Annotated in this window: 20 protein-coding genes; 12 read left to right on the top strand and 8 right to left on the bottom strand. The window is 56.8% G+C overall.

All coding sequences use genetic code 11. From position 1 onward, the window contains the following. Nucleotides 1–3: 3 nt before the first annotated feature. From ABGB15_RS15590 to ABGB15_RS15580, 3 genes are all read left to right on the top strand, one after another. The gene (locus ABGB15_RS15590) at nucleotides 4–1,029 is read left to right on the top strand and encodes a sugar phosphate isomerase/epimerase (protein WP_215722786.1); all 1,026 of its coding nucleotides are present in this window, start codon (nucleotides 4–6) and stop codon (nucleotides 1,027–1,029) included. After that, a complete protein-coding gene (locus ABGB15_RS15585; RefSeq protein WP_215722787.1) occupies nucleotides 1,022–2,164 on the top strand; it encodes a Gfo/Idh/MocA family protein in 1,143 nt (380 codons plus the stop codon). The genes ABGB15_RS15590 and ABGB15_RS15585 overlap by 8 nt, the downstream gene beginning before the upstream one ends. 75 nt (nucleotides 2,165–2,239) lie before the next feature. Continuing rightward, nucleotides 2,240–3,211 carry a LacI family DNA-binding transcriptional regulator gene (locus tag ABGB15_RS15580; RefSeq protein ID WP_152083755.1) on the top strand — a complete coding sequence of 324 codons (972 nt, stop codon included), beginning with the start codon at nucleotides 2,240–2,242 and terminating at the stop codon, nucleotides 3,209–3,211. Here ABGB15_RS15580 and ABGB15_RS15575 read toward each other — a convergent pair whose 3' ends face one another. After that, the gene (locus tag ABGB15_RS15575; protein WP_152083756.1) at nucleotides 3,212–4,456 is read right to left on the bottom strand and encodes a mechanosensitive ion channel family protein; all 1,245 of its coding nucleotides are present in this window, start codon (nucleotides 4,454–4,456) and stop codon (nucleotides 3,212–3,214) included. A gap of 66 nt (nucleotides 4,457–4,522) precedes the next feature. After that, a complete protein-coding gene (locus ABGB15_RS15570) occupies nucleotides 4,523–5,959 on the bottom strand; it encodes an MFS transporter (protein ID WP_215722788.1) in 1,437 nt (478 codons plus the stop codon). A 107-nt stretch (nucleotides 5,960–6,066) separates the two neighbouring features. On the opposite strand from ABGB15_RS15570, the gene ABGB15_RS15565 reads away from it, so the two are divergent. Both ABGB15_RS15565 and ABGB15_RS15560 read left to right on the top strand, forming a co-directional pair. After that, nucleotides 6,067–6,936: a helix-turn-helix transcriptional regulator gene (locus ABGB15_RS15565; protein ID WP_215722789.1), complete on the top strand. Its 870-nt coding sequence runs from the start codon at nucleotides 6,067–6,069 to the stop codon at nucleotides 6,934–6,936. Nucleotides 6,937–7,087: 151 nt separating this feature from the next. Next, complete coding sequence (locus ABGB15_RS15560) at nucleotides 7,088–7,675, top strand: hypothetical protein (RefSeq protein ID WP_215722790.1); 588 nt, start codon at nucleotides 7,088–7,090, stop codon at nucleotides 7,673–7,675. A gap of 27 nt (nucleotides 7,676–7,702) precedes the next feature. Here the strand turns inward: ABGB15_RS15560 and nfsB are convergent, their stop codons facing one another. From nfsB to ABGB15_RS15545, 3 genes are all read right to left on the bottom strand, one after another. Continuing rightward, a complete protein-coding gene (nfsB, locus tag ABGB15_RS15555; RefSeq protein ID WP_215722791.1) occupies nucleotides 7,703–8,356 on the bottom strand; it encodes an oxygen-insensitive NAD(P)H nitroreductase in 654 nt (217 codons plus the stop codon). A 120-nt stretch (nucleotides 8,357–8,476) separates the two neighbouring features. Continuing rightward, nucleotides 8,477–8,845, bottom strand: a complete 369-nt coding sequence (locus ABGB15_RS15550) for an MmcQ/YjbR family DNA-binding protein (protein WP_152083761.1) — start codon at nucleotides 8,843–8,845, stop codon at nucleotides 8,477–8,479. Next, entirely contained in the window at nucleotides 8,835–9,425 is a 591-nt protein-coding gene (locus ABGB15_RS15545) for a TetR/AcrR family transcriptional regulator (protein WP_152083762.1), read from the bottom strand. The genes ABGB15_RS15550 and ABGB15_RS15545 overlap by 11 nt, the downstream gene beginning before the upstream one ends. A 190-nt stretch (nucleotides 9,426–9,615) precedes the next feature. On the opposite strand from ABGB15_RS15545, the gene ABGB15_RS15540 reads away from it, so the two are divergent. Then, nucleotides 9,616–10,719: a RomA family MBL fold metallo-hydrolase gene (locus ABGB15_RS15540; RefSeq protein WP_215722792.1), complete on the top strand. Its 1,104-nt coding sequence runs from the start codon at nucleotides 9,616–9,618 to the stop codon at nucleotides 10,717–10,719. Nucleotides 10,720–10,751: 32 nt separating this feature from the next. After that, the gene (locus tag ABGB15_RS15535) at nucleotides 10,752–11,093 is read left to right on the top strand and encodes a RamA family antibiotic efflux transcriptional regulator (RefSeq protein ID WP_119935465.1); all 342 of its coding nucleotides are present in this window, start codon (nucleotides 10,752–10,754) and stop codon (nucleotides 11,091–11,093) included. Between the two features lie 98 nt (nucleotides 11,094–11,191). Here the strand turns inward: ABGB15_RS15535 and ABGB15_RS15530 are convergent, their stop codons facing one another. Then, entirely contained in the window at nucleotides 11,192–13,336 is a 2,145-nt protein-coding gene (locus ABGB15_RS15530) for a TonB-dependent siderophore receptor (RefSeq protein ID WP_369064200.1), read from the bottom strand. Between the two features lie 123 nt (nucleotides 13,337–13,459). On the opposite strand from ABGB15_RS15530, the gene ABGB15_RS15525 reads away from it, so the two are divergent. After that, nucleotides 13,460–15,028, top strand: coding sequence for an alpha/beta hydrolase-fold protein (locus ABGB15_RS15525; RefSeq protein ID WP_215722794.1), 1,569 nt, complete (start codon nucleotides 13,460–13,462; stop codon nucleotides 15,026–15,028). Here ABGB15_RS15525 and ABGB15_RS15520 read toward each other — a convergent pair. Beyond that, entirely contained in the window at nucleotides 15,014–15,262 is a 249-nt protein-coding gene (locus ABGB15_RS15520; RefSeq protein WP_152083766.1) for a DUF1158 domain-containing protein, read from the bottom strand. The two genes, ABGB15_RS15525 and ABGB15_RS15520, sit on opposite strands and share 15 nt — an antisense overlap. 489 nt (nucleotides 15,263–15,751) lie before the next feature. Between ABGB15_RS15520 and ABGB15_RS15515 the strand changes: the two genes are divergently transcribed. From ABGB15_RS15515 to ABGB15_RS15505, 3 genes are all read left to right on the top strand, one after another. Next, nucleotides 15,752–18,460, top strand: a complete 2,709-nt coding sequence (locus tag ABGB15_RS15515; protein WP_215722795.1) for a cation-transporting P-type ATPase — start codon at nucleotides 15,752–15,754, stop codon at nucleotides 18,458–18,460. A 106-nt stretch (nucleotides 18,461–18,566) separates the two neighbouring features. Further along, on the top strand, nucleotides 18,567–19,631 hold the full coding sequence (locus ABGB15_RS15510) for an efflux RND transporter periplasmic adaptor subunit (protein WP_215722796.1): 1,065 nt from the start codon (nucleotides 18,567–18,569) through the stop codon (nucleotides 19,629–19,631). A 9-nt stretch (nucleotides 19,632–19,640) separates the two neighbouring features. Next, on the top strand, nucleotides 19,641–22,775 hold the full coding sequence (locus tag ABGB15_RS15505; RefSeq protein WP_215722797.1) for an efflux RND transporter permease subunit: 3,135 nt from the start codon (nucleotides 19,641–19,643) through the stop codon (nucleotides 22,773–22,775). Here the strand turns inward: ABGB15_RS15505 and ABGB15_RS15500 are convergent. Continuing rightward, on the bottom strand, nucleotides 22,726–23,847 hold the full coding sequence (locus tag ABGB15_RS15500) for a YbdK family carboxylate-amine ligase (RefSeq protein ID WP_215722798.1): 1,122 nt from the start codon (nucleotides 23,845–23,847) through the stop codon (nucleotides 22,726–22,728). The two genes, ABGB15_RS15505 and ABGB15_RS15500, sit on opposite strands and share 50 nt — an antisense overlap. Nucleotides 23,848–24,632: 785 nt before the next feature. Here ABGB15_RS15500 and ABGB15_RS15495 point away from each other — a divergent pair. After that, on the top strand, nucleotides 24,633–25,106 hold the full coding sequence (locus ABGB15_RS15495) for a cold-shock protein (RefSeq protein WP_152083770.1): 474 nt from the start codon (nucleotides 24,633–24,635) through the stop codon (nucleotides 25,104–25,106). The last annotated feature ends 64 nt before the right edge of the window (nucleotides 25,107–25,170 follow it).

Genomic DNA, 25,170 nt, shown 5'->3' with positions numbered 1-25,170 from the left:
GGTATGAGAACGATTAAGGGACCGGGTATTTTTCTGTCGCAGTTTATCGGTGGGGAAGCGCCGTTCAACACCCTCGACGGGCTGGCGAGCTGGGCGGCTGCTAAGGGTTACAAAGCGGTGCAGATCCCCTGTAACCATCCGCATATTTTTGATGTGGAGAAAGCGGCGGAGAGCCAGACCTACTGCGATGAAATCACGGGCAAGCTGGCAGCGCACGGGCTGGTCATCAGCGAGCTGTCGACCCATCTGGAAGGGCAGCTTGTGGCGGTGAACCCCGTCTACAGCGAGGCGTTTGACCACTTCGCGCCTGCCGCTGTGCGTGGTAACGATATGGCGCGGCAGGCATGGGCGACGGAGAAAGTGAAGCAGGCGGCAGTCGCCTCGGCCAGATTAGGCCTGAAAGCGCACGCCACCTTCTCCGGCTCGCTGGCCTGGCCGTTTTTCTACCCGTGGCCGCCGCACAACGAGCAGCGTTTTCAGGACGCATTTCAGGAACTGGCAAACCGCTGGCGGCCGATTCTGGATACCTTTGACGAGCAGGGCGTGGACGTCTGCTTTGAGCTGCATCCGGGAGAAGATCTGCACGACGGCGTGACCTTCGAGCGTTTTCTGGCGCTGGTCGATAACCACCCGCGCTGCAACATTCTTTACGACCCGAGCCACATGCTGCTGCAACAGATGGATTACCTGACCTTTATTGACCTCTACCATTCGCGCATTAAAGCGTTCCACGTGAAGGATGCCGAGTTCCGCCCCAACGGGCGCAGCGGCGTGTACGGCGGCTACCAGCCGTGGATCAACCGCGCCGGACGCTTTCGCTCGCTGGGCGACGGGCTGATCGACTTTAAAGGCATCTTCAGCAAGCTGACCCAGTACGACTACGACGGCTGGGCGGTGCTGGAGTGGGAGTGCTGCCTGAAAGACGGTGATACCGGGGCACGGGAAGGCAGTGAGTTTATCCGCCGCCACATCATTCCCGTCTCCGGGCGCGCGTTTGACGATTTCGCGGCAGGGGGTAGCCATGATTAACGTCGGCATTATCGGCAGCGGGTTTATCGGCCCGGCGCATATTGAGGCGCTGCGCCGCCTTGGATTTGTCCAGGTGGTGGCGCTGTGCGACGGCACGTTTGCTCAGGCGCAGGAAAAAGCACGCCAGCTTAACGTGCCGCATGCCTATGGCAGCGTGGAAGAACTGCTCGCGCATCCGGAACTGCACGTGGTGCACAACTGCACGCCGAACCACCTGCATGCGGAAATTAACCGCCAGATTTTGCGCTCAGGTAAGCATGTGTTTTCCGAAAAGCCGCTGTGTATGACGCCGGACGAGGCGCGCGAGCTGGTGGCGCTGGCGGAGCAGGCGGGCGTGGTGCACGGCGTCAGCTTTGTCTATCGTCAGTTTGCAATGGTGCGCCAGGCGGCGAGTATGATGCGCGCGGGCAGCGTCGGGCGGCTGTTTGCCTCGCACGGCAGCTACCTGCAGGACTGGATGTTGCTGGAAACCGACTACAACTGGCGGGTGGATGCCGCGCTCGGCGGGGCGTCCCGCGCGGTGGCGGATATCGGTTCCCACTGGTGCGACACGGTGCAGTTTGTCACCGGGCGGCGTATTACCGAGGTGATGGCCGATCTCTCCATCGTCTGGCCGACGCGCAAGGCTAGCGTGGCGGGCAATCAGACCTTTACGCACGACGAGCATGCTCAGTATGCAGATAAACCGGTCACCACCGAAGACTTCGGTTCGGTGCTGTTCCGCTTTGACGACGGCAGCAAAGGCAGCTTTAGCGTCTCGCAGGTGAGCGCCGGACGCAAAAACCGTCTCACGTTTGAAATCAACGGCAGCGAGCGGTCGGTGGCGTGGGATCAGGAGGTGCCGCAACGGTTGTGGATCGGCCATCGCGCGCAGCCTAACCAAACGCTCTCCGACGATCCTGGCCTGATGAACCCTGACGTGGCCGACAGCGCTCATTTCCCCGGTGGGCATATCGAAGGCTGGCCTGACGCCTTTAAAAATATGATGGCGCAGTTTTACCGCGCCGTGCAGGTGGGGAAAATGCCGGAACAGCCGCAGTTTGCCACTTTCCACGAGGGGGCGAACGTCATGTATATCATTGATGCGATAGTGAAAAGTCACCAGCAGCAGCGCTGGGTACGCGTGGAGCGTTGACGGTTTGCCCGGTTCGCCGGGCAACAAATTTATGATAGCCTGCATAAAACGCTAACCGCAGGATGTGTCGTCGCTATGTCAATTCAGAAAATCGCTCAGCTTGCCGGCGTGTCCGTGGCAACGGTTTCCCGCGTGCTTAATAACAGCGATACCGTAAAAGCGAAAAACCGTGAGCGCGTCCTGCAGGCGATCAAAGAGAGTAACTACCAGCCCAATTTGCTGGCCCGCCAGCTACGTACCGCCCGCAGCTATATGATCCTGGTGATGGTATCGAACATCGCCAACCCGTTCTGCGCCGAAGTGGTAAAAGGGATTGAAGCCGAGGCCGAGAAGAATGGCTACCGCATCCTGCTGTGTAATTCTGGCTCGGATATCGAACGTTCCCGCTCGGGCTTAAGCCTGCTGTCGGGTAAAATCGTCGACGGCATTATCACCATGGATGCCTTCTCGAAGCTGCCGGAACTTGCGGCGCTGATTGGTTCCGCGCCGTGGGTGCAGTGTGCTGAATACGCCGATGCCGGTATCGTCTCCTGTGTGGGCATTAACGATGTGGACGCTTCACAGCACGTTGTCAGTCAGCTTGCCGACGGCGGGCGCACACGCATCGCGCTGATTAACCACGACCTCAGCTACAAATATGCCCGCCTGCGCGAACGTGGCTATAAAAGCGTGATCCACCTGCGGGATCTGGCGTATCAGGCCGTGGAATACGCCAGCGATCTCAGCTCCAGTGCAGGCATGGCAGCGATGCAAAAATTACTGGAAGAGAACCCACCTGATGCGGTATTTGCCGTTTCCGATACGCTGGCGGCAGGCGCATTGCGTGCCATTCAGCAGGCGGGATTACGCGTGCCGGAGGATATTGCGGTTGTCGGTTTTGACGGTACGGAACTGGCGGAGATGATTTCGCTCACCACTATTGAGCAGCCATCGCGTGATATCGGGCGCAAGGCGGTCGAACTTTTACTGAATAAAATCGACAATCCGGATGCGCCCACGGAAAGGGTGATGATGGACTGGCGCTTTATTTCCCGCGCCAGTGCCTGATTATTTCGCCAGTACGCCAGCCAGCGAGCGAATATCGTTCCCGGTGGGCGTCTGGTGAATGCGCAGCCCAAATTCATCCACTACCGCGAAAATATGGTCAAAGATATCGGCCTGAATCTCTTCATATTCTGCCCAGATCACCGTGTTGGTGAAAGCATATATTTCAATCGGCAGACCGTTGGCATCCGGCGCGAGCTGACGCACCATTAACGTCATATCGTTACGAATACGCGGATGACTTCGCAGGTATTCATTCAGATAGGCGCGGAAGGTACCGATATTGGTCATCTTGCGCAGGTTTAATACCGATTCCCCTTCACCGTTTTCCTGATTCCACAGCGTAATTTCCTCATGACGCGCGGCCAGATAAGGCTTAAGCAGTTTCGCCTGAATCAGCTTCTGCTGTTCCTGCTCGTCAAGGAAATGAATGCTGGTGGTATCGATATTCAGGCTGCGCTTAATGCGTCGCCCGCCGGAGGCCGACATGCCGCTCCAGTTGATAAAGGCGTCGGACACCAGCGCCCAGGTTGGAATGGTGGTGATGGTGTTATCGAAATTGCGCACTTTAACGGTGGTCAGGCCGATGTCCGTCACCGTGCCGTTCGCGCCGTATTTCGGCATCTCCAGCCAGTCGCCGAGCTTCAGCATATCGTTAGCGGAGAGCTGAATACCCGCCACAAGCCCGAGTATCGGGTCTTTAAAGACCAACATCAGAACGGCAGCCATCGCACCCAGACCGCTGATCAGAATCGCCGGGGACTGACCGATCAGCAGGGAGATAATCAAAATCCCCACCAGGATCGCGCTCACCAGCTTGATGCCCTGAAATATCCCTTTTAGCGGCAGCTGTGACGCTGTGGCCATTTTCTGTGACAGATTAAAAATGACGTCCAGCAGCGAGAAGAAGGAGAGCAGGGCATACACCATTACCCACAGCTTTGCGCAGGTGGTAAGTATTTCCGCTGCTTCGCTGCCTCTTTGCAGCCACAATACCGCCTGAACGTTGACGATTATCCCCTGCAGGGTAAAGGCCAGACGGTGAAATAATTTATTCTGAGTAATGATTTGCAGCCACAAATGGCTGCTGGCCTGCGCACGCTTCTCAAAAGCCCGCAATACCACTTTGTGCAGAATAAAATGAACAATAACGGCGGTAAGAAAAATAATACCAAAGATAATCACTAAAGAGGTGGTGTGATTAATTTCAATGCCTAACTCTTCAACCTGAGCAATTAATTCCTGCATAACGTCTCCTGTATTGATGCAGCCCCATAATGGCGGCTGCGGATCTATTATGCAAATTCGGAGGAGTTATCTGGACGCGTGACAGGTCTTTACTACCGGTAAACAGAGACGATGGCGCATACGCAGCGTCGCCAGTGCCAACACGATCATCATCCCCGTTTCAACCGCCAGGAAAACCGTTATCGCCTGAGTATAATCTCCGTGATGATTCTGCAGCGCATGCAGCAAAATCGCCCCGAAAATAGCCGGACCAAGGCCGAGTGCCGCCTGCTGAAGCGTGCTCAAAATTGCGCTCGCGGCACCGGCATCGTCTGGCTGGATATCGCGCATCCCGATGCGGTAGAAACTGTTTACAATCAGCGCCTGCCCGTAACCGATCAGCCCGGTTGCCGGAGCCAGTGTCAGCGCGGTATTCGTCATCCCCCAGAGGCGGAAGGTGGCGATCAGCGCCAGCAGACCCATAATCTGGATCGCCAGGCCCGTGAGCAGAATGGTGCTGGTGCTATAGCGGGCAATCAGGCGCGGGGCAAACCACGCAGAAATAAAGTACGTTACGCCAAGCGCAATAAAACTGTTCCCCGACTGCCACGGTGCCATCCCCAGACCGGTCTGCATGGTGAGCGCCATACAGAACATAAACCCGGACCAGACGCTGAAAAAGAGCATCGCAATCAGTACACCAAAACGGATGCTGTGAAGCTGCAGCAGGCGCGGGGGGATCAGCGGGTGAGCGTCCTCGCGCTCTTTTTTACGCGCATTCAGCACCATCAAATAGGCCAGCGGAATAATGGCGAGAAGCATAGCCTTCAGCGGCCATGACCAGTGCCACTGCGGGCCAAGCGCCATCGGGAACAACAGGCAGCAGAGGATAATCGCCAGCAGTCCGGTGCCGGTCCAGTCGATGCGTGACCGGGTATCGCGGCGGGTTTCCGGCACGTAGCGGCGGCTCAACGCCAGCACCACCATGCAGACAGGCACGTTGATAAAGAAGGCGTTACGCCAGCCCAGCCCGGCGATATCCGCCGATACCAGCCAGCCGCCGCCCATCTGCCCCACGATAAACGCGATGCCGCCAATGCCGCCAAACAGGCTAATCGCTTTCGCATGGGCGGTGCCTTTTAGCGTCACATGCAGTGTGGCAAGAATTTGCGGCATGATCAGCGCCGCCCCTGCGCCCTGGACGATACGCGCGGCAAGCAACTGTTCAATATTACCCGCCATACCGCACAGCAGCGAGGCCAGACCAAAGCTCGCCACGCCCCACATAAACAGACGACGGCGGCCGAGGTTATCCCCCAGCTTGCTGCCGAGCGCCAGGCAGACGGCGAAGGCCACGCCGTAGAGCGCGACAATCAGTTCCAGCTCGGTGGCGGTGGCATGTAAAGAGTGGGTGATGGAATCCAGCGCCACGTTGGTAATTGAGGTATCAATCAGCGGCAGCATCTGGCCGGTTAACAGCAATATCAGGCCTGCACGACCCGGTGAAACAACTGACGTATTCATGGTAACTCCATTGCGTCAAACAGCTTAGAGACGTAGCATCAACCATCTGATAAACGAGTACCAGTTCTTGCTTATACTGGTACTGACACTACCATGCAGGGGGATTTATGGCGCTGATGTCTGAACCTGTCACCTCACTCAAGGATGACACCCGAAAGCAGCTTGGGGCATTTTTACGCGCCCGTCGTGAAAGCCTCGATCCGCAGCGCCTGGGTTTACCGCGCAGCGGCCGCCGTCGCACACCGGGGCTGCGTCGTGAAGAGGTGGCCCTGCTGGCGGATGTGGGCGTCACCTGGTACACCTGGCTTGAGCAGGGCAGGGACGTCAATCCATCGAGCGCGGTGATGGCTGCAGTGGCGAAAGCGCTGCAGTGTACGCCGACGGAAACCCGACATTTGTTCGTTCTGGCGGGTTTGCCGCCGGGGGAAGCGCCACAGGCAATCTGCTGCGAGGGGATCAGCGAAGGCACGCGCCGCCTGCTCGACACCCTGATGCCGAAACCTGCCAGTATCCAGAAACCTAATTTCGACATCGTGGCGTGGAACGACAGCTTCGGCCATCTGATGGGCGTCGATTTCAATGAAATTCCGCCGGAAGACCGTAACTGTATCTACCTGTTCCTCACCCATCCGGCGTGGCGCGCACGCCTTGGCAAACGCGACGATGTACTGCCCATTTTTGTCTCCTACTTCCGTGCGGCGATGGCGGAGCACCGGGGCGACCCGCTGTGGGAAGCGAAGCTGGCCCGCTTCTTTGCGGTGTCTGAAGAGTTCAAAGCCCTGTGGCACCAGCGCAACGACGTTCGCGGGGTGGAGAACCAGCTCAAGCTGTTTACTCATCCTGAACTGGGAGATTTTACGCTGCAGCAGATGTACTGGTACTCCGCACCGCGAAACGGATCGCGGTTGCTGGTCTATTTACCCGTGGATGAGGCGGGAGAGAGGGCGATGGCATGGCTGGCGGAGCAGGGGAAATAAGTTTTTGCGAGGCGCTTTCAGGGAATCAGAGCCTCTTCTGCTAAGTGGCTGAGACAGGCGTAAGGTGAGGTTTAATTAAACCAACCGACTTAATCGTCATGATTTCGATGAAGTGTTAAGTCGTCTATACTCACGCGATGAGAAACCACCCATGTCGCCACTGATGATTGATTCCGCAGACTTCAGCCAAAAACTCGGCCTTATCTCCCGAAACGTCGAACACACCGAAGCGTTCCTGGCGCGAGGCGCGGAGGATTTCCATCTGCCGGGGTTTCTGCTGCCTGTCGGATACCGACTTTTAAAATCACGTTATGGCGATGAATACCGTCTCGTGACAACCGACGACGGCAAGCCCTACACCGCTTATGCAGTGAAGCTGACGTTTCACAACGAAATCACCTATCCTCATGGGGCTGCCACGCAGGTGATGGTGTGGCGTACTCCGCGCGCCGTACATCAGCGCGTGATAAGCGGGTTACCGCAACTCTTTTTTCAGTGGCTGCTAAGTGAATATGACATCGTTGTTTCGGACGGCGAGCAAACGGGAGACGGACAGCGATTCTGGCTGCTCATGATCGACTGGGCGTTTACTATGAACTATCGCATTCGCGTGGCAGACGGTACGGTGGGAGAAGAGTGGACGTTAACGCCCGTAAATTCTTACGCTGAGCTTGAAGAACGCTGGATTGCTTTTGCCTGGGGTAGGTCCATCCGCAGGCTGGTCATCAGTAAAACGTAACGGGCCGCATGCAGCGGCCCGTTTTCATTAGCACTCCGTCACAATCGTGCTCAGCGGCAGGCGAGACTTCGGCAGCGTGGCGTTGAAATCTTCCACGCTGTGGTGCCCAACCGGCACCACCACCAGGCTGGTGAAGCCTTTCTCTTTCAGGCCAAACTCTTCATCAAGGATAGCCGCGTCGAAGCCTTCAATCGGCACTGCGTCAAGGCCCATCGCGGCCACGCCCAGCAGGAAGTTACCGACGTTCAGGTAAACCTGTTTTGCCATCCACTGGTCGTCATCTTTCAGGTCGACACGGTGCATATCGGCGAAGTAGTGGCGGCCTTTGTTGTTGGCGGCTTTCGCTTCCGGCGTTGCAAAGCGGCCATCGGCTTCTTCCTGGTCGATCACGCGATCCAGCCATGCATCGTCCATCGCGGTTTTTGCGCAGAACACCACCACGTGAGAAGCGTCCAGCATTTTGCGTTCGTTGAACACGTAGGTACCCGCTGCGGATTTCGCCACACGCGCTTTACCTTCCTCGGTGCTGGCAACAATAAAGTGCCACGGCTGGGAATTGGTGCTGGACGGGCTGTACTGTAGCAGGGTTTTCATTTTTTCCGCTTCTTCCGCGGTCAGTTTTTTGCTTGCGTCAAACGCCTTGGTAGAGTGGCGTTTCAGCGCGACAGAAATGATATCCATAACAACTCCTGGTGATGAAATTCGCCCGCACACGGGCGCGAAAGGAAAGCAGATTACCGCGCGAAGCGGCAAAAGATAAGTGCAATTCGAGCGCTTACACTGTTCGGCACAGACGAACAATCAGGCCGGGCGTATCCACTTCTGATCTTTTTTTGGCAGTTTATCGACGACCAGATCCCACGACTCATGGATAAGATCCGTGACCAGTTCCGGCGTAATGTCGTCGGTGCCGTAGAGCGAAATCCAGTGTTTTTTATTGAGGTGATAGCCAGGCTCAATGCCCCGATAAATCTGTTGATTGAGCAGCGATTTTTCCGGCTCAGATTTCAGGCTGACGTGAGGCCGCCCGTGAGCGGCGGCCATAATCATAAAAATCTTTCCACCCACTTTAAAGACATCGAACTCCGGGCCAAACGGCCAGCAGTGTTCCGTGAATGGCAGCTCCAGCGCCACGCGTCTGGCGTGCTCCTGTAAAGATTTACTCTCCATCTTTACCCTCTATGGCGAGCGCCCGCCACATGGCTTCAAAGCCGAGCGCTTTAAAATCGACGGCGCGGGAAGGATCGCGGGTGGCAAATTCCATCGTGGTTTCGGCCAGCGATAAGAAAATCGCATCGCCAAAGGTGCGAAACTCGTCGGACATAAATACCTGGCGTACCGAGCGGCGGCACAGTTCATTCAGCTCCGGGAACATATCGTGAACCGCCTGTTCGGTCTCTTTCGAGATTTTCTCGCTCACACCGAGCTGGCGGATCGCGCCGTGAGCGATCGGGTTGCGAATGCCCCAGTCCACATAGCTGTTCCAGATATTACGGGTATGTTCTTTCGGAAGCGTAATAGAGCGATCGAGGTTCGCCAGCATAGTCTGGCAAAGATCCTGCTTCAGATGCAGATAGAGGGCGTTCAGCAGATCGTCTTTGGTAGCAAAGTAGCGAAACAGTGTGCCTTCAGCGACACCCGCATTACGGGCAATCAACGCCGTTGAAGCCGCAATGCCAGACTGAGCAAATGCCGCGGTTGCCGCTTCCAGTAAGGCCTGTTTTTTATCTTCACTCTTTGGACGTGCCACTAAAAATCCCCTCCTCTTAATTGTAAAAAAACACATTGAATCATGCGTGTCATACCGCTGCAACGCGGAATGTCAAAGATCGAAAACATCTTGACGATATATTCATCGCATCTATAATGAGTGCTTACTCACTCATAATCAAGTTCAACCCGCGCAAACCATCGGAAGGGGCGCGAAGCCGGGTCAGGAAATGAAAAAGCCTCTATTCATCTGCGTGGTGTTTGTCATGATTATTGCTTCAGCTGCGAGTTTACCTTTTATCCTGAATGCCGGATTTGGCCAGCCACCGCAGGGTGCGCAGCTCACGGAAGTGGAAGCCTCTCCGCAGTATCGGGACGGCAAGTTTCACAATACGCTGCCGACGCCGGGTTTTACCGGGCAACAAAATATGCTGGTGGCGTGGTGGCAATTCCTGACCCGCAAAACCGAAAATGCCCGTCCGGCACAGCCGCTGCCGCTGGTTAACACCGATCTGGCGAGCCTGCCGCTGGCGCAAGACACGCTGGTGTGGCTCGGCCACTCCTCCTGGTATATGCAACTGGCAGGCAAACGCATCCTGATCGATCCGGTGCTCGGCAACTACGCTGCGCCGTTCTCGTTCCTTAACAAGGCGTTCGCCGGGGAATACCCGTGGCATGCGGAAAGCATGCCGGAGATCGACCTGCTGATTATCTCTCACGATCACTACGACCATCTGGATTACGCCACCATCAGGGCTTTGCTGCCAAAGGTGAAACGTGTGGTCACCCCGCTGGGCGTCGGTTCACACCTGCGTTACTGGGGTATGAATCCTGAGATTATCGACGAGCGCGACTGGAATCAGTCCGTGCGCATCAGCGATGAGCTGACGGTTCACGTGCTTCCTGCACGTCACTTTTCCGGGCGCGGCATCAAGCGCGACCAGACGCTGTGGGGCAGCTTTATGTTCGTTACGCCCGAGCAGAAGGTTTACTACAGTGGCGACTCCGGTTATGGCCCGCATTTCAGAGCCATCGGTGAGCAGTTTGGCGAGGTGGATCTCGCCATTATGGAAAACGGCCAGTACGACCAGGACTGGAAGTACATCCACATGCTGCCAGCTGAAACGGCGCAGGCCTCCGCAGATCTCAATGCCAGAGCGGTGGTGCCAGGGCATAACGGGCGCTTTGTGCTGGCGAAACATACCTGGAACGATCCGCTGATCCAGCTGGCAAAAGCCAGCAAGGACAAACGTTATCGCCTGTTGACGCCGGAACTAGGCGAGCCCGTCCGGGTGAGTGATACCACCCAACAGTTTCGCGCATGGTGGGAATAATGATCAACCGAGAAGCAGAAGGGGAGAGCAGCATGACCATTTCCGCTCAAGTCATCGACACCATTGTCGAGTGGATCGACGACAACCTGCATCAGCCGTTACGCATTGAAGAGATTGCCCGCCATGCGGGTTACTCGAAGTGGCACCTGCAGCGGCTGTTTATGCAATATAAAGGTGAAAGTCTGGGGCGCTATATCCGCGAACGTAAGCTACTGCTGGCGGCGCGCGATTTGCGTGAATCGGATGAACGCGTGTATGACATCTGCCTGCGTTACGGATTTGACTCACAGCAGACCTTTACGCGCATCTTTACGCGAACGTTCAACCAGCCGCCTGGGGCATATCGCAAAGAGAATCACAGCCGGGCGCACTGAGTTGTTTTCGCCCGGTGGCGGCTACGCCTTACCGGGCTTACAAACATTGCGAACGTAGGCCGGGTAAGGCGCAGCCGCCACCCGGCTTTTTTGTTGGCTTACCAGCGATAATTCACCGTCGCCGTCACCGTTCGGCCAATCCCGTAGAAGCACGCCGTATCGCTTGCGCACGACGCGACATACTTCGTATCCGCCACGTTATTGACGTTAAACTGCACGCTCGCCCCTTTCAGGCTGCTGTTCATCTCGCCCAGATCGTAGCTCACCATCGCATCATACAAATCCACCGACGGCACCTTGAACGTGTTCTTTGCATCGCCGTAGCTGGTGCCGATGTAACGCATTCCCACGCCTGCGGTCAGGCTCTTCAGCGCGCCGCCAGGAATGGTGTAGCTGGCGAAAGCCGATGCCATATGCGTTGGGATACGCGCGGGGGTTTTGCCTTCTGTCCCTGCCACCGTCGTGCTCCGGGTTTTTGCATCCGTGTACGTGTACGAGCCAATCAGGTTGATATTGTCCATCAGCGTGGAGTGGATCTCCGCCTCAACGCCTTTCGAACGCACTTTGCCCGCGTTTTCAAACCAGCCTTCGGCGCTGTTGTAGGTCGCGACGTTGTCCTGGGTTAAATCGTAGAGGGCAAGGGTCATCAGCGTGGTATCAACCGGCTGATACTTCAGCCCGATTTCCGTCTGCTCTCCGGTAGTCGGTTTAAACGGCCCTACGCCTGGCGCACGGTTGGTTTGCAGATTCGGTTCGAACGAAGTGCTGTAGCTAATATAGGGCGACAGGCCAAAGTCGAACGCATACAGCAGCCCGGTACGCCACGTGAATTTGCTGTCGTTCTGCTGGGTAACGCTGTTATCGGTGAAGTCGTTAGTGCGCACTTCGCTCCAGTCATAACGCCCGGAAACCAGCCATTCCCAGTTATTCCAGCTTATCTGATCCTGCAGATACAGGCCCATCTGGTCGAGGTTTTGCTGTTCGTCGGTGGCGGTGCTGAAGGTGCTTTCATCGACGTTCACGCCGTACACCGGGTTTGTCCAGTCGAGGTCATACTGTGAGCCGCTTCCGCGTTCCAGCAGCTGTTTATCTTTGCTGCTCTTGTAGTCGACGCCGCCAAGCAAGGTATGGCTGACGTTACCCGTATTCACCAGATACTCAAGCTGGTTATCGAGGCCAAACTCATTGGTGGTGCGCTCCTCGTGCTGGGCGCGGCGGGTCAGCACTGTGCTGTCAGCGGCGCTGTTAGCGTAAACCAGGTAGCGATATTTTTGCTTAATGGTGGCGTAACGCGCGTTCTGGCGGAAGGTGAGGTTATCGGCAAACTGGTGTTCCAGCTCGTAACCGATCATCGTCTGCTCGCGCCAGGACTGATCATAATCCGGATCGCTGACGTTAAAGTCGCTTGGAATGTATTTGCCATTCGCGCTCTTCAACGTGCCATACGCGGGGAGGAAGTTACGGTAGCCCGCATCCGGATCTTTCTGATAACTGCTCAGCAGCGTAAAACGGGTCTGATCGTTCGGATACCAGGTGATCGCCGGGGCAATCGCCATTCGTGTCTCTTTGTAATCGTCCACCTGATTATGCTGGGTGCGGGCGATACCGTTGACGCGATAAAGCACGCGCCCGTCATCGCTGAGCTTACCACCGAAATCAAACGCGCCTTCTGCCAGGTCGTTGTTACCGGTGCGGAACTGGACGTTGTGGATGGATTCGGTGGTCGGTCGTTTGCTGATCATGCTGATAAGCCCGCCCGGATTGACCTGACCAAACAGCACGGACGCCGGGCCACGTACCAGTTCCACCCGTTCCAGCAGCCACGGATCAATCGCGCCCGTCTGGGAAGAGGCCGTTGCGCCGAAGCTCAGACCGTCGAGGAATTTCGGTACGTAGCTAAAGCCACGCACAAACACTTCATCGTTACGGTTGGACGATCCGCGGTACTCGGTAAAAACGCCAGCGGAGTAGCGCAGCGCCTGCGATACGGACGTCACATCCTGCATCTTCATCTGATCGCGGGTGATCACCGACACCGACTGCGGCGTCTTCACGATCTCTGCGCTGGTCTTGGTCGCGGAAAGGGTTTTGGTTGCCACGATCCCCTTTACTGGCGCGGTGGGTTCTTCACTTACACCCTGCGTCACCGTAATGGTTTCTTCTTTGGTTTCGGCCTGAGCCGTCACGCTGGCCGCAGCCAGACTCAAAAGCCAGAGTTGAATTAACTTATTATTTTTAAACATTTTTATTATACGTCCTTGGTTGCTATCGCCATAAAAACACCGGTAAAACGGCCTAGATGATATTGCAAATTATTACCATTTGCATTAGCGTTGTTTACAAATTTAGGCGGGGAACGGGCATTAATGAAAAGGGCATGGAGTGGGTTGCTGTTAGGGATCGGTACGCTGCCTGCGGTGGCAGCAACGTGTGAACACTCTTCCCTCCAGGGAGATGTACAGGGAAAATTTGATGCCAGCGGCGAAGTTTGCTTTGTGCTGCCCGAGCTGACTGAAAACTATGTCTCAGCCACCCTTAATGGCGTAACCGATGCCCGCCTGCTGGACGCGCAAAACCGCCGTATCCGCACGCTGGTTGAAAATGGTCCCGCAGACGGTGAACACACCCTCCTTTTTGCCCTCCCGGTACGGCAGAGCACCTCGCTGGTGTTGCATGGAGAGGCGGGCAAGCCGTGGCGTTTTCAGTGGAGAATGAAAGAGACCTCCGCGTTACCACGCGTACAAATGCTGGAGCCTGAAAGCCCGACGCTGCAGGCGCTGGCAAAAACGATTGCTGCCGGTGGGAGCACTGATGCGTTCTGGCAGGCGCAGATTCGGCAGGGAACGCCGATGGTGGAGCCGGTGGATGCAGGACATAAACGTGTTACTTTCCTGTGGCGCGGCGCGCGGGATAACGTCTTTATTCTCGGCTCACCGGCGGGGGACCACGATCCGCTGTTCCGACTGGGGAAAAGCGATGTCTGGTTCCGCAGCTACGTGGTGCCTGCCGATACGGTAATGCAGTACAAACTTGCGCCGGATGTACCGTTGATAGACGGTTCACCGCGTGAGCAACGCCGCGCGATCCTGGTGAGTGCGCAGGCCGATCCGCTTAACCCGAACACCTTTGGCGAACAGAAAGCGGATCGCTGGAACCGCTATTCGCTGCTCGATCTCAGCCCGACACGCTACTGTTCCGTGCAGGCCACGTCACAGCCGCTGGTGCACGGCACGCTGAGCCGCCAGATGTTTGCCAGCAGAATCCTCGGCAATTCCCGCGAAGTGATGATTTACAAACCGCGCGGCGCGCAGCCTGCGCGCTGGACGCTCATGCTGTTCGACGGGCAGATCTATCAGGATGAGTACCACTTCGCCAATGTGCTGGATGGTCTGATTGCCCGCCATCATCTTCCGCCCGTTAACGTGGTGTTTATCGACAGTCTCGATTATGCCCGTCGCGGCAAAGAGTTGCCGCCCAACCCGGATTTTGCCGACTTTATGGCGCACGAACTGCTGCCGTGGCTACGTCGGCAGGGGATTGCAATGCAGCGGCAAAAAACGGTGCTGGCGGGTTCCAGCTACGGCGGAATTGCGTCGTCATGGATCGCGCTGCGCTATCCGCGTCTGTTTGGCAACGTACTGAGTCTTTCTGGCTCGTACTGGTGGGCACCGAAAGGTGAAGCGCCCGGCTGGCTGACGCGTCAGTATCAGCAGTCGCCGCTGTATCCGGTGCGCTTCTGGTTGCAGGCCGGAAAGTTTGAAACCACGGGCGCGGGTGGCGGCATCTACCGCACCACGCAGGATTTCGAACAGGTCTTGCGGGAGAAAGGCTATCGCGTCAGTTTCCACCCGTGGTCCAGCGGCCATGATTATGCCGCCTGGTGTGAAGCGCTGATCCACGGCATGCGTGATTTCACCGGCTTACGACGCCAGTGAAAACCAGCGACGCCAGACGAAACGCAGAACGAAGAATTCGATTGTGCCGAGCACTAAAAACCACAGGCAGAACAGTATGGTGTAGAGCTGGTTAAGATCGACCATATGGAAGGTCGTCATCAGTTTCTGCGCCAGTACCAGACCCAGCGACGGCGCGGGTAACAGGAGGCAGGAGATCAGGGCCAGCAATAAAATGCCCCCCGCAGTGAGCAGCGATTCTAACGGGTGTTTCATCTTAATGTTAATCGTCAGTTAAAAAAGCGATTGTCGGGCATAATGTAACGTAAAGCAATATAAACCCGGCATGCGATTTTTGATAAAAAATCCCCCTCATTTCTGCTTCTGAATAACAGAAAAAGAATAATTTATCCGTGACGATTAAATTGCGCTCTCGTTATGTAAATATATGTTCTCCTCAGGAAAATAATTTTACAAACGTATACGTGCTATATCCAATTAACGTTGCAATAACAATGGCAGCGATAATGTATAACGCCAGACGCCGTCCGCGATAAATGCCAAACATGCTTCCTCCTCGTTTAGTTTTGGTTTAGACATATTTTGTAAAAATCAGGTCATTGAATTAGTTTTAAGCAGTTTTGAATAACCCGGCAATCATTATATTGCGGTAGATCAAATTAACCCGCAAGCCTTAAAAATGAATTTATTAAAGCCAGAAAGGAATTCAGGCTTCCGACCACCGGAAATTGAAGGAAAAATACAATGACCAAAATGATTAACTCTCAGAATATGCCACCCGCAGACGGGCTGGCCTACCAGCAGACCGTAGAGCAAGTGCTTGCTCACAAGCAGAGCCAGCCGAATGGGCTGGACCGCGCTGAAGCGCAGGCGCGCCTGCAAAAGCATGGCCCGAATGCGTTACCCGAGAAAAAAGGCAAACCGGCCTGGCTGCGTTTTCTGGCGCATTTTAACGATGTGCTGATTTACGTTCTGCTGGCGGCTGCCGTATTAACGGCGGTAATGGGACACTGGGTTGATACCCTGGTTATTCTGGGCGTGGCGGTCATTAACGCATTAATTGGACACATTCAGGAAAGCAACGCGGAAAAATCCCTGCAGAGTATTCGCAATATGCTCTCCAGCGATGCGCGCGTTATTCGTAATGGCAGCCATGAAACAATACCAACGACTGAAATAGTTCCGGGCGATATTATTGTCCTGCGCGCGGGGGATCGTATTCCGGCGGATATGCGGTTAATCGAAGCGCATAATTTACGTGTGGAAGAGGCGATTCTCACCGGTGAATCCACCGTGGTGGATAAACACATTAATCCGCTGAGTGGTGAATTACCGCTGGGCGACCGCACCAACCTTGTGTTCTCCGGTACAACCGTGAGCGCGGGCGGTGGTGTCGGTGTGGTGATTGCCACCGGGCAGGAGACCGAACTCGGCCACATTAACCAGATGATGGCGGGCATCGAAAAACACCGTACACCGTTGCTGGTGCAGATGGACAAACTGGGTAAAGCGATCTTCGCCATTATTCTGGCGATGATGGCTGCGCTGTTTATCTTCAGCCTGGTGTTCCGCGAGATCCCAATGGGTGAGCTGCTGCTCTCCCTGATTAGCCTGGCGGTTGCGTCTGTACCGGAAGGTCTGCCCGCGATTATCTCCATTATTCTCTCCCTCGGCGTGCAGGCGATGGCGCGTAAGCGAGCCATTATCCGCAAGCTGCCGACGGTCGAAACGTTGGGCGCAATGACCGTGGTCTGCTCGGATAAAACCGGCACCCTGACCATGAACGAGATGACGGTGAAAGCCATCATCACCGCCGATACGTGCTATCGCGTGGACGGCAACAGCTACGAGCCAGTGGGCAATATCTACCTGGAAGGCAGCGACGAGCCGGTGCTGATCCAGCCGGGCACCGTGCTGGAGCAGTACCTGCGCACTATCGATCTGTGTAACGACAGCCAGCTGATTCAGGACGAGCGCGGTCTGTGGGGCATCACCGGTGGGCCAACCGAGGGCGCGCTGAAGGTGCTGGCAGCGAAAGCCAGGCTCACGCCGGTCATGACCTCGCTGGTTAACAAGATCCCGTTCGACTCACAGTACAAGTATATGAGCACCCACTACCAGATTGGCGGTGAGGAGCAGATTTTGATCACCGGCGCGCCGGACGTGATTTTTGCCCTGTGTGCTCAGCAGCAGACCCGTAACGGCGCAGAAGCCTTCAACCGCGCGTACTGGGAAACCGAGATGGAGCGTTATGCGCGCCAGGGGCTGCGCATGGTTGCTGCGGCGTTCAAACCGGCAAACGGTGAACAGGAACTGACGCACGATGACCTGAGCCACGGCCTGATCTTCCTCGGTATCGCCGGGATGATGGACCCGCCGCGTCCGGAAGCGATTGATGCAATTAACGCCTGCCAGCAGGCCGGTATCCGCGTGAAGATGATCACCGGCGATCACCCGCAAACGGCCATGAGCATCGGCCAGATGCTGGGGATCACCAACAGCGAGCAGGCGGTGACTGGCTACCAGCTTGAGAAGATGGACGACGCCGAACTCGCGGAAGCGGCGGTGAAATATGACATTTTCGCCCGTACCAGCCCGGAGCATAAGCTGCGCCTGGTAAAAGCGTTGCAGGACAAAGGCGAAATCGTCGGCATGACCGGCGACGGTGTGAACGACGCTCCGGCGCTGCGCCAGGCGGACGTGGGCATCGCCATGGGTATCAAAGGCACGGAAGTGACCAAAGAGGCGGCGGATATGGTTCTGACGGACGATAACTTCGCCACCATCGCCAGCGCGGTGAAAGAGGGGCGTCGCGTTTACGACAACCTGAAGAAGACGATTCTGTTCATCATGCCGACCAACCTGGCGCAGGGTCTGCTGATTGTGATTGCGCTGCTGGCGGGGAACATCATTCCGCTGACGCCGGTGCTGATTCTGTGGATGAACATGGCGACCTCCGCCACGCTCTCCTTCGGCCTGGCTTTTGAAGCCGCCGAGCGCAACATCATGCGCCGTCCGCCGCGTCAGACCGGCCAGCACGTAATGGACGCCTATGCCGTATGGCGCGTGGCCTTCGTCGGCACCATGATTGCCATCGCCGCCTTTGCGCTGGAAGCCTGGCTCGCCCCGCGCGGCCACAGCGCGGAGTTCATCCGCACCGTGCTGCTGCAGATGCTGGTCTGCGCCCAGTGGGTGTACATGATTAACTGCCGCAACACCGACGGGTTCTCCCTGAACCGTGGCCTGCTGGCGAACAAAGGGATCTGGCTGGTAACGGGCGTGCTGTTCCTGCTCCAGGCGGCAATTATCTACCTGCCGTTTATGCAGATGCTGTTTGGCACCGAAGCGCTGCCGCTGCGCTACTGGTTTGTCACTCTGGCGGTTGCGGGCGTGATGTTCTTCGTCGTCGAAATCGAGAAGCGACTGACCCGCAGGTTCCGTAAGGCTGCATAACTTTTTGCCCTCACCCTAACCCTCTCCCACAGGGAGAGGGAACGCTGACCTCCCTCTCCCTGTGGGAGAGGGCCGGGGTGAGGGGAGACAACGCTGAGGTACTCCCATGAAATTCCCGCTCCTGTTCGCGTTCTTCGCCTGCACCCTTCAACCCGCGTTCGCCGCCGCCATTCCCGTTCGCGTTGCCACCGTGGAGCAGACCGCCCATGCCGCCGAGCGGCAGATACCGGGCCGTATCGAAGCCATTCACACCGTGGAACTGCGCGCCCGCACGGAAGGCGTCATCACCAACATCAACTTCCGCGACGGGCAGTATGTGAAAAAAGGCGACGTGCTGTTTGAGCTGGACGACGCCGAGCCGCGTGCTGCCCTGCGTCTTGCGCAGGCCGAAGTCAAAAGCGCCGAAGCCACGCTGCGTCAGGCGCAACAGCAGCTTTCCCGCTTTGAAAGCCTGGGCAGCAGCAACGCCATTAGCCGTCATGATGTGGACAATGCCCGCATGCAGCGTGACGTTGCCAGCGCTGCGCTGGAGCAGGCGAAGGCCCGGCTCGACACCCGCAACGTCACGCTGGCTTACACCCGTATCACTTCGCCGATTGACGGCCGCGTGGGGCACAGCAGCTTCCACGTGGGGAGCCTGGTCAATCCTGCCAGCGGCGTGCTGGTGGAGGTGGTGCAGCTTGACCCGATCCGCATCGCCTTTGCACTGGAAGAGAGAGCGTTTGCCACCAAAGCCGGACAGCACGCGGATATCAGCGCCATGAAGCGTGCATGGCAGGCACTGATCGACAGCAACGGCCAGCGCGTCAGCGGTGAGCTGACATCGGTGGACAACCGCATCGACCCGCGCACCGCCAGCGTGATGCTGCGCGCCGAGTTTGCCAACCCGCGCCATCAGTTGCTGCCCGGCGGTAATGTGAATGTGACGTTGCGCCCGGCAAGCGAGCAGCCGGTGCTGACTCTGCCCGCAGCGGCCGTTCAGCAAAATGGCGACGGGTTCTTTGCCTGGGTCATTAATGCCGACGGCAAGGCCGAAAAACGTCCACTGACGATCTCCGGGCAGATCGGCCAGCAGTTCCAGATTGCCTCCGGCGTGAAGCCCGGTGAGCGAGCAATTACTGACGGTGCGCAGCGCGTGCAGCCAGGCGCTGCCGTCCAGATACTGAATTAAGGAGCCATCATGCTGACGTTTTTCATCAAACGCCCGCGCTTCGCGATGGTCATTGCGCTGGTCATCACCCTGCTGGGGGCCATCGCGCTGAAGATTATTCCGGTGGAGCAGTACCCGCAGATCACGCCGCCGGTGGTGAATGTGTCGGCCAGCTGGCCAGGCGCAAGCTCGGCTGACGTGGCGGAAGCCATCGCCACGCCGCTGGAGACGCAGCTTAACGGCGTGGATCATATGCTGTATATGGAATCCACCAGTTCGGATGAAGGTTCTTACAGCCTGAACATCACCTTCGCGGCAGGCACCGATCCCGATCTCGCTGCCATCGACGTGCAAAACCGCGTGGCGCAGGCCGTGGCGCAACTGCCGACCGAGGCACAGCAAAACGGCGTGCAGGTGCGCAAGCGCGCCACCAACCTGATGATGGGGGTAAGTCTTTACTCACCGAATAACACCCACACGCCGCTGTTTGTCAGCAACTATGCCAGCACCCAGGTGCGCGAAGCGCTGGCGCGTTTGCCGGGCGTCGGGCAGGTGCAGATGTTTGGCGCGCGTGACTATAGCATGCGCATCTGGCTGCGCCCGGACCGCATGAACGCCCTGAACGTGACCACCGACGATGTGGCACAGGCCCTGCGCGAGCAGAATGTGCAGGGGGCAGCAGGCCAGGTCGGCACGCCGCCGGTATTTAACGGCCAGCAGCAGACCCTGACCATCAACGGGCTGGGACGTTTAAACCAGGCCGAAGACTTTGCCGACATCATTATCCGCGCGGGCGAGATGGGCCAGCTTGTGCGCCTGAAGGATGTCGCAACCATCGAGCTTGGCTCGCGCAGCTACAGCTCCGGCGCGCAGTTGAACGGGCATGATTCTGCCTATCTCGGCATCTACCCGACGCCGTCCGCCAACGCCCTGCGTGTGGCCGACGCGGTGCGCGTCGAGCTGGAGCGTTTGTCCGCGCGTTTCCCGGACGATCTCACTTATGAAGTGAAGTTCGACACCACCACCTTCGTTGCCGCGACCATTAAAGAGATCGGCGTCTCGCTGGCGCTGACCATGCTGGCCGTTGTGGTCGTCGTATCCCTGTTCCTGCAAAGCTGGCGCGCGACGCTGATTGTCGCGCTTGCCATTCCGGTGTCGCTGGTGGGCACCTTTGCGGTGCTCTACACACTCGGTTACTCCGCCAACACGCTCAGCCTGTTCGCCATTATTCTGGCGCTGACCATGGTGGTGGATGACGCCATCGTCGTGGTGGAGAGCGTCGAAACGCTGATGGCGGAAGGGCAGAGCCGCACGGCGGCGACCGCGCTGGCGCTGCGCCAGATTGCCGGGCCGGTGATTGCCACGACGCTGGTTCTGCTGGCGGTGTTTGTGCCGGTAGCGCTGCTGCCGGGGATTGTCGGCGAGCTGTACCGTCAGTTCGCGGTGACGCTTTCCACTGCCGTCACGCTCTCAAGCCTGGTGGCGCTCACCCTGACGCCCGCCCTGTGCGCGATGCTGCTGCGCCCGCGTCCGGCGCGACCAGCCGCGATTTTCCGTGGCTTTAACCGTGGGCTGGATGCCACGCGCAACGTCTATACCTGCATCGTTAATCTGTTCAACCGGCGTCCGTGGCTGGCGCTGCTGGCAACCGCAGGCGCGGTGGCCGTGGTGGTGTTTAGCTTTATGTCGATGCCCAAAGGCTTCCTGCCGCAGGAAGACCAGGGCTACTTCTTTGCCAGCGTCCAGCTACCCGAAGCGGCCTCGCTGGAACGTACCGAAGCGGTGATGGAGACGGCACGAGAGCTTATCGCCAGCAATCCGGCGGTCGACGATGTTATTCAGGTGTCCGGGTTTAACATTCTCAACGGTACCAGCGCCTCCAATGGCGGGTTTATCTCCGTCATGCTGAAGGACTGGAGCGAACGTCCGCCGCTGGATGAGGTGATGGGCACTCTGCAGAGCCAACTATTGGCTCTGCCGGAAGCGACCATCATGACCTTCGCGCCGCCGACGCTACCGGGGCTGGGTAACGCCTCCGGCTTCGACCTGCGAATTCAGGCGCAGGCGGGGCAAAGCCCGGCGGAGCTGGAGCGCGTCACACGAGCGGTGCTGGCGAAAGCCAATCAGCATCCGCAACTGAGCCGCGTGTTCACCACCTGGAGCAGCAACGTGCCGCAGCTGACGCTGACCGTTGATCGCGAGCGTGCCGCGCGTCTCGACGTGCCTGTCTCACGCATCTTCAGCAGCCTGCAAACCGCCTTTGGCGGCACACGCGCCGGGGATTTCAGCGTTAACAATCGTGTCTACCATGTGGTGATGCAAAACGAGATGCAGTGGCGCGCGCGTGCTGAGCAAATCAGCGAGCTGTTCGTGCGCAGTAACAACGGCGAGCGGGTGCGCCTGAGCAACCTCGTTACCATCACCCCGACCGTTGGCGCGCCGTTCCTGCAGCAGTACAACCAGTTCCCGTCCGTGTCGGTGAGCGGCTCGGCGGCTGAAGGGGTGAGCAGCAGCACCGCGATGGCGGCGATGGGCGAGCTTCTGGCGGAAAACCTGCCAGCCGGATACGACTACGCCTGGAGCGGCATGTCGTATCAGGAGCAGCAGACTGGCAATCAGGCCATCTGGATTGTGCTGGCGGCGGTGGTGATGGCGTGGCTGTTCCTTGTCGCCCAGTACGAGAGCTGGACGCTTCCGGCGAGCGTGATGCTCTCGGTGCTGTTCGCCATCGGCGGGGCGCTGGTCTGGCTGTGGATGGCGGGCTACGCCAACGACGTATACGTGCAGATTGGCCTTGTGCTTCTGATCGCCCTCGCCGCCAAGAATGCGATCCTGATTGTTGAGTTCGCCCGCGCGCGGCGCATGGACGGAATGGCGATTGTCGATGCCGCGCGCGAAGGGGCATCACGCCGCTTCCGTGCGGTGATGATGACCGCCGTGTCGTTCATCATCGGCGTATTGCCGATGATGCTGGCGACCGGGGCGGGGGCCCAGAGCCGACGTATCATTGGCACCACGGTGTTCAGCGGCATGCTGGTCGCCACCGTTGTCGGCATCCTGTTTATCCCGGCGCTGTTCGTGCTGTTCCAGCGCCTGCGCGAGTGGGGCCACGGCCTTACGGACTCGTCGCCCACAGCTCGCAGTGCTTCTGAACCAGAGAAATAAGCGAGCCGCCGTCGGCGATAAAGTCCCGCATACGCTGCGCTTCGCTCTTGCCCTGTTTTAACAGCAGGGCAATTTCATTAATCGCGCTTGTCGCGCCGAGCTTCTCGGCCGACGGCGCAACCTGCTCCAGCAACCAGGCGATATCTTCCGCCACGGTTTTGTGCTCGCCGGTATGCACGTCCGTTAAAATTCCCTCTAATCCGTAACGACATGCCTGAAAACGGTTAAAGCGGTACAGCAGAAAATCCCGTTCCTGATGCTTATACGGCCGCGTGGTCAGCAGCCAGTGCGACGTCGCCTGAATCAGCCCGGCGATATTAATGGCATGGCCGAGCGTCAGCGGTGTATCCATCACCCGCACCTCGACGGTGCCAAAATGCGGGCTGGGTCGAATATCCCAGTGCAGATCTTTAATGCTGTCGATCATGCTGGTGGAACTCAGGCGGCGGAACAGCCCTTCGAACTCCTGCCAGTTATTCACCCACGGCATCTGTCCGTTATCCGGAAACCCTGAAAAGATATTCAGGCGCGACGAGGCAAATTTCGTGTCCGTACCCTGCATATACGGCGACGCGGCGGCCAGGGCGATAAAGTGTGGCACAAAGCGCGACAGGCCGTGCAGCAGATAAATAGCGTCATCTCCGCTCCGACACCCGACATGCACGTGCTGGCCGAACACCGTGGCCTGCAAAATCAGGTAGCCAAAGCGCTCCAGCGTGATGTTATAGCGCTCATCGTCGCACACCTCCTGACGCTGCCATTTCTGGAACGGATGTGTGCCGCCGCCGCAAATCTGGATATGCTGATCCGCTGCCGCGCGCAGGATGCTCTGCTGCATCACCGAAAACTGTGCTGCCGCCTGGTCGATGTTCTGACACACGCCAGTGGCAATTTCGAGCATGCTTTCGGTGATGTCGTGCTTCACTTCACCGCCTTTGATGTCGTCTTTGACGGCGGCGATGAGCGCGGAGGAGTCCTGGCTCAGATCGTAGCCTGGCGGGTTAACCACCTGCAGTTCGAGTTCGATACCAAGAGTGTAGGGGTCAGAGGAATGAAAATCGGGTAAGGGCATGGTGCACTCCGTTGTCGTTGATGAATTGAGTATAGGAGAAAATTACCGCTCTCCTGGTCAGGGTTAAAATCTGACGTGAATGAAATAAAATATTTAATTAAAGCAATATTTGTGTCGCTTATTAATAAATAAAGTATGGAGATAGCAGATAAATGATTTTATTTCGTTTATGAAATATTTATCCCTGCTTTGATGAAACTATGTTATTTTTTATACATCGCGGGGTGTGCCTGATTATCACGTAAATTATTGCCATTTATATCTTTTATAAGTGGTAAACAGAGCTGTACGCATTATGGCTTTTCTATCAGTGGCTTATGATTATTCCACCACTGTTTTCAAAAGGCGGAAAGTCTTAGGGAATTATGTGGGGCTAGTGAAATGGTTTTCAATAAAACGACTTTTTTATAAAAAATAACAGCCTGACTCACAGGGTTGTAGATAAATCTGTCTGTGAGGATTAAAAATAATAATTAAAGTAAACTCTCTCCTTGCCCACTTCCTGTGTGGGCTTTTTTTTAATTGGGAAAAGGCTTATCACTCGTATTTAACGCTCTCTCATCATCGCCAGAAAACGTTTCACCGTCTGCGAGCGTTCAAAACGCCGCTATCTGCCGACGACAGCGCTAATCCGCTGCTGATGGGGCTGCTTCATCTTAGCCAGATTTTGTGAAGCCATAATTTCCCCTGCATCATTGCCGGCTTTTTTTGTCTCCTCAGCCATTGTGCATTACACTGCGCGCTGCAAAAATTGAGTCATTGAGATCTGACAGGCGGTAACAGCGATGAACGGTACAATCACAACGTGGTTTAAAGATAAAGGCTTTGGATTTATCAAAGATGAAAACGGTGACAATCGCTATTTTCATGTGATTAAGGTCGCAAACCCTGATCTGATTAAGAAAGACGCGGCGGTGACCTTCGAGCCAACCACCAATAACAAAGGCCTTTCCGCCTATGCGGTGAAGGTGATCCCGGAAAGTAAATACCTGTATATCGCAGGCGAACGCGTGAAGCTCACCTCGATCAAATCCTTCGTGGTGTTCAGCGAAGAAGAGCCCGTCGATACTGGCATCGACAAAGTGAATGCGGTGCTGTCGGTGGGGATTTTGATGAACAATATCAAACCGAAATCCGACAAGAAGCAGGGCGAGATGCGCACGGTGAAGAAACTGGCGATCACCACCTTCCAGAACACGACGCTGATTTTCACTGAAGATGAGATCGACATCGATGCCACGGTGAAGCTGCTGAAGTGATCTTGTTGCCGGGTGGCGGCTACGCCTTACCCGGCCTACGAAAAACCATCAACGCGGCACGAAA

Source organism: Enterobacter sp. MALB-1 (assembly GCF_041021625.1).
Classification (GTDB): domain Bacteria; phylum Pseudomonadota; class Gammaproteobacteria; order Enterobacterales; family Enterobacteriaceae; genus Enterobacter; species Enterobacter oligotrophicus.
The sequence above is the reverse complement of the archived record's forward strand: the minus strand, read 5'-3'. Positions and strand labels throughout refer to the sequence as shown.

Bases quoted from the DNA above. Each gene is read 5' to 3' on its own strand.
- ABGB15_RS15590 (WP_215722786.1), top strand. From the start codon at position 4: ATGAGAACGATTAAGGGACCGGGTATTTTTCTGTCGCAGTTTATCGGT.
- ABGB15_RS15585 (WP_215722787.1), top strand. From the start codon at position 1,022: ATGATTAACGTCGGCATTATCGGCAGCGGGTTTATCGGCCCGGCGCAT.
- ABGB15_RS15580 (WP_152083755.1), top strand. From the start codon at position 2,240: ATGTCAATTCAGAAAATCGCTCAGCTTGCCGGCGTGTCCGTGGCAACG.
- ABGB15_RS15575 (WP_152083756.1), bottom strand. From the start codon at position 4,456: ATGCAGGAATTAATTGCTCAGGTTGAAGAGTTAGGCATTGAAATTAAT.
- ABGB15_RS15570 (WP_215722788.1), bottom strand. From the start codon at position 5,959: ATGAATACGTCAGTTGTTTCACCGGGTCGTGCAGGCCTGATATTGCTG.
- ABGB15_RS15565 (WP_215722789.1), top strand. From the start codon at position 6,067: ATGGCGCTGATGTCTGAACCTGTCACCTCACTCAAGGATGACACCCGA.
- ABGB15_RS15560 (WP_215722790.1), top strand. From the start codon at position 7,088: ATGTCGCCACTGATGATTGATTCCGCAGACTTCAGCCAAAAACTCGGC.
- nfsB (WP_215722791.1), bottom strand. From the start codon at position 8,356: ATGGATATCATTTCTGTCGCGCTGAAACGCCACTCTACCAAGGCGTTT.
- ABGB15_RS15550 (WP_152083761.1), bottom strand. From the start codon at position 8,845: ATGGAGAGTAAATCTTTACAGGAGCACGCCAGACGCGTGGCGCTGGAG.
- ABGB15_RS15540 (WP_215722792.1), top strand. From the start codon at position 9,616: ATGAAAAAGCCTCTATTCATCTGCGTGGTGTTTGTCATGATTATTGCT.
- ABGB15_RS15535 (WP_119935465.1), top strand. From the start codon at position 10,752: ATGACCATTTCCGCTCAAGTCATCGACACCATTGTCGAGTGGATCGAC.
- ABGB15_RS15530 (WP_369064200.1), bottom strand. From the start codon at position 13,336: ATGTTTAAAAATAATAAGTTAATTCAACTCTGGCTTTTGAGTCTGGCT.
- ABGB15_RS15525 (WP_215722794.1), top strand. From the start codon at position 13,460: ATGAAAAGGGCATGGAGTGGGTTGCTGTTAGGGATCGGTACGCTGCCT.
- ABGB15_RS15520 (WP_152083766.1), bottom strand. From the start codon at position 15,262: ATGAAACACCCGTTAGAATCGCTGCTCACTGCGGGGGGCATTTTATTG.
- ABGB15_RS15515 (WP_215722795.1), top strand. From the start codon at position 15,752: ATGACCAAAATGATTAACTCTCAGAATATGCCACCCGCAGACGGGCTG.
- ABGB15_RS15510 (WP_215722796.1), top strand. From the start codon at position 18,567: ATGAAATTCCCGCTCCTGTTCGCGTTCTTCGCCTGCACCCTTCAACCC.
- ABGB15_RS15505 (WP_215722797.1), top strand. From the start codon at position 19,641: ATGCTGACGTTTTTCATCAAACGCCCGCGCTTCGCGATGGTCATTGCG.
- ABGB15_RS15500 (WP_215722798.1), bottom strand. From the start codon at position 23,847: ATGCCCTTACCCGATTTTCATTCCTCTGACCCCTACACTCTTGGTATC.
- ABGB15_RS15495 (WP_152083770.1), top strand. From the start codon at position 24,633: ATGAACGGTACAATCACAACGTGGTTTAAAGATAAAGGCTTTGGATTT.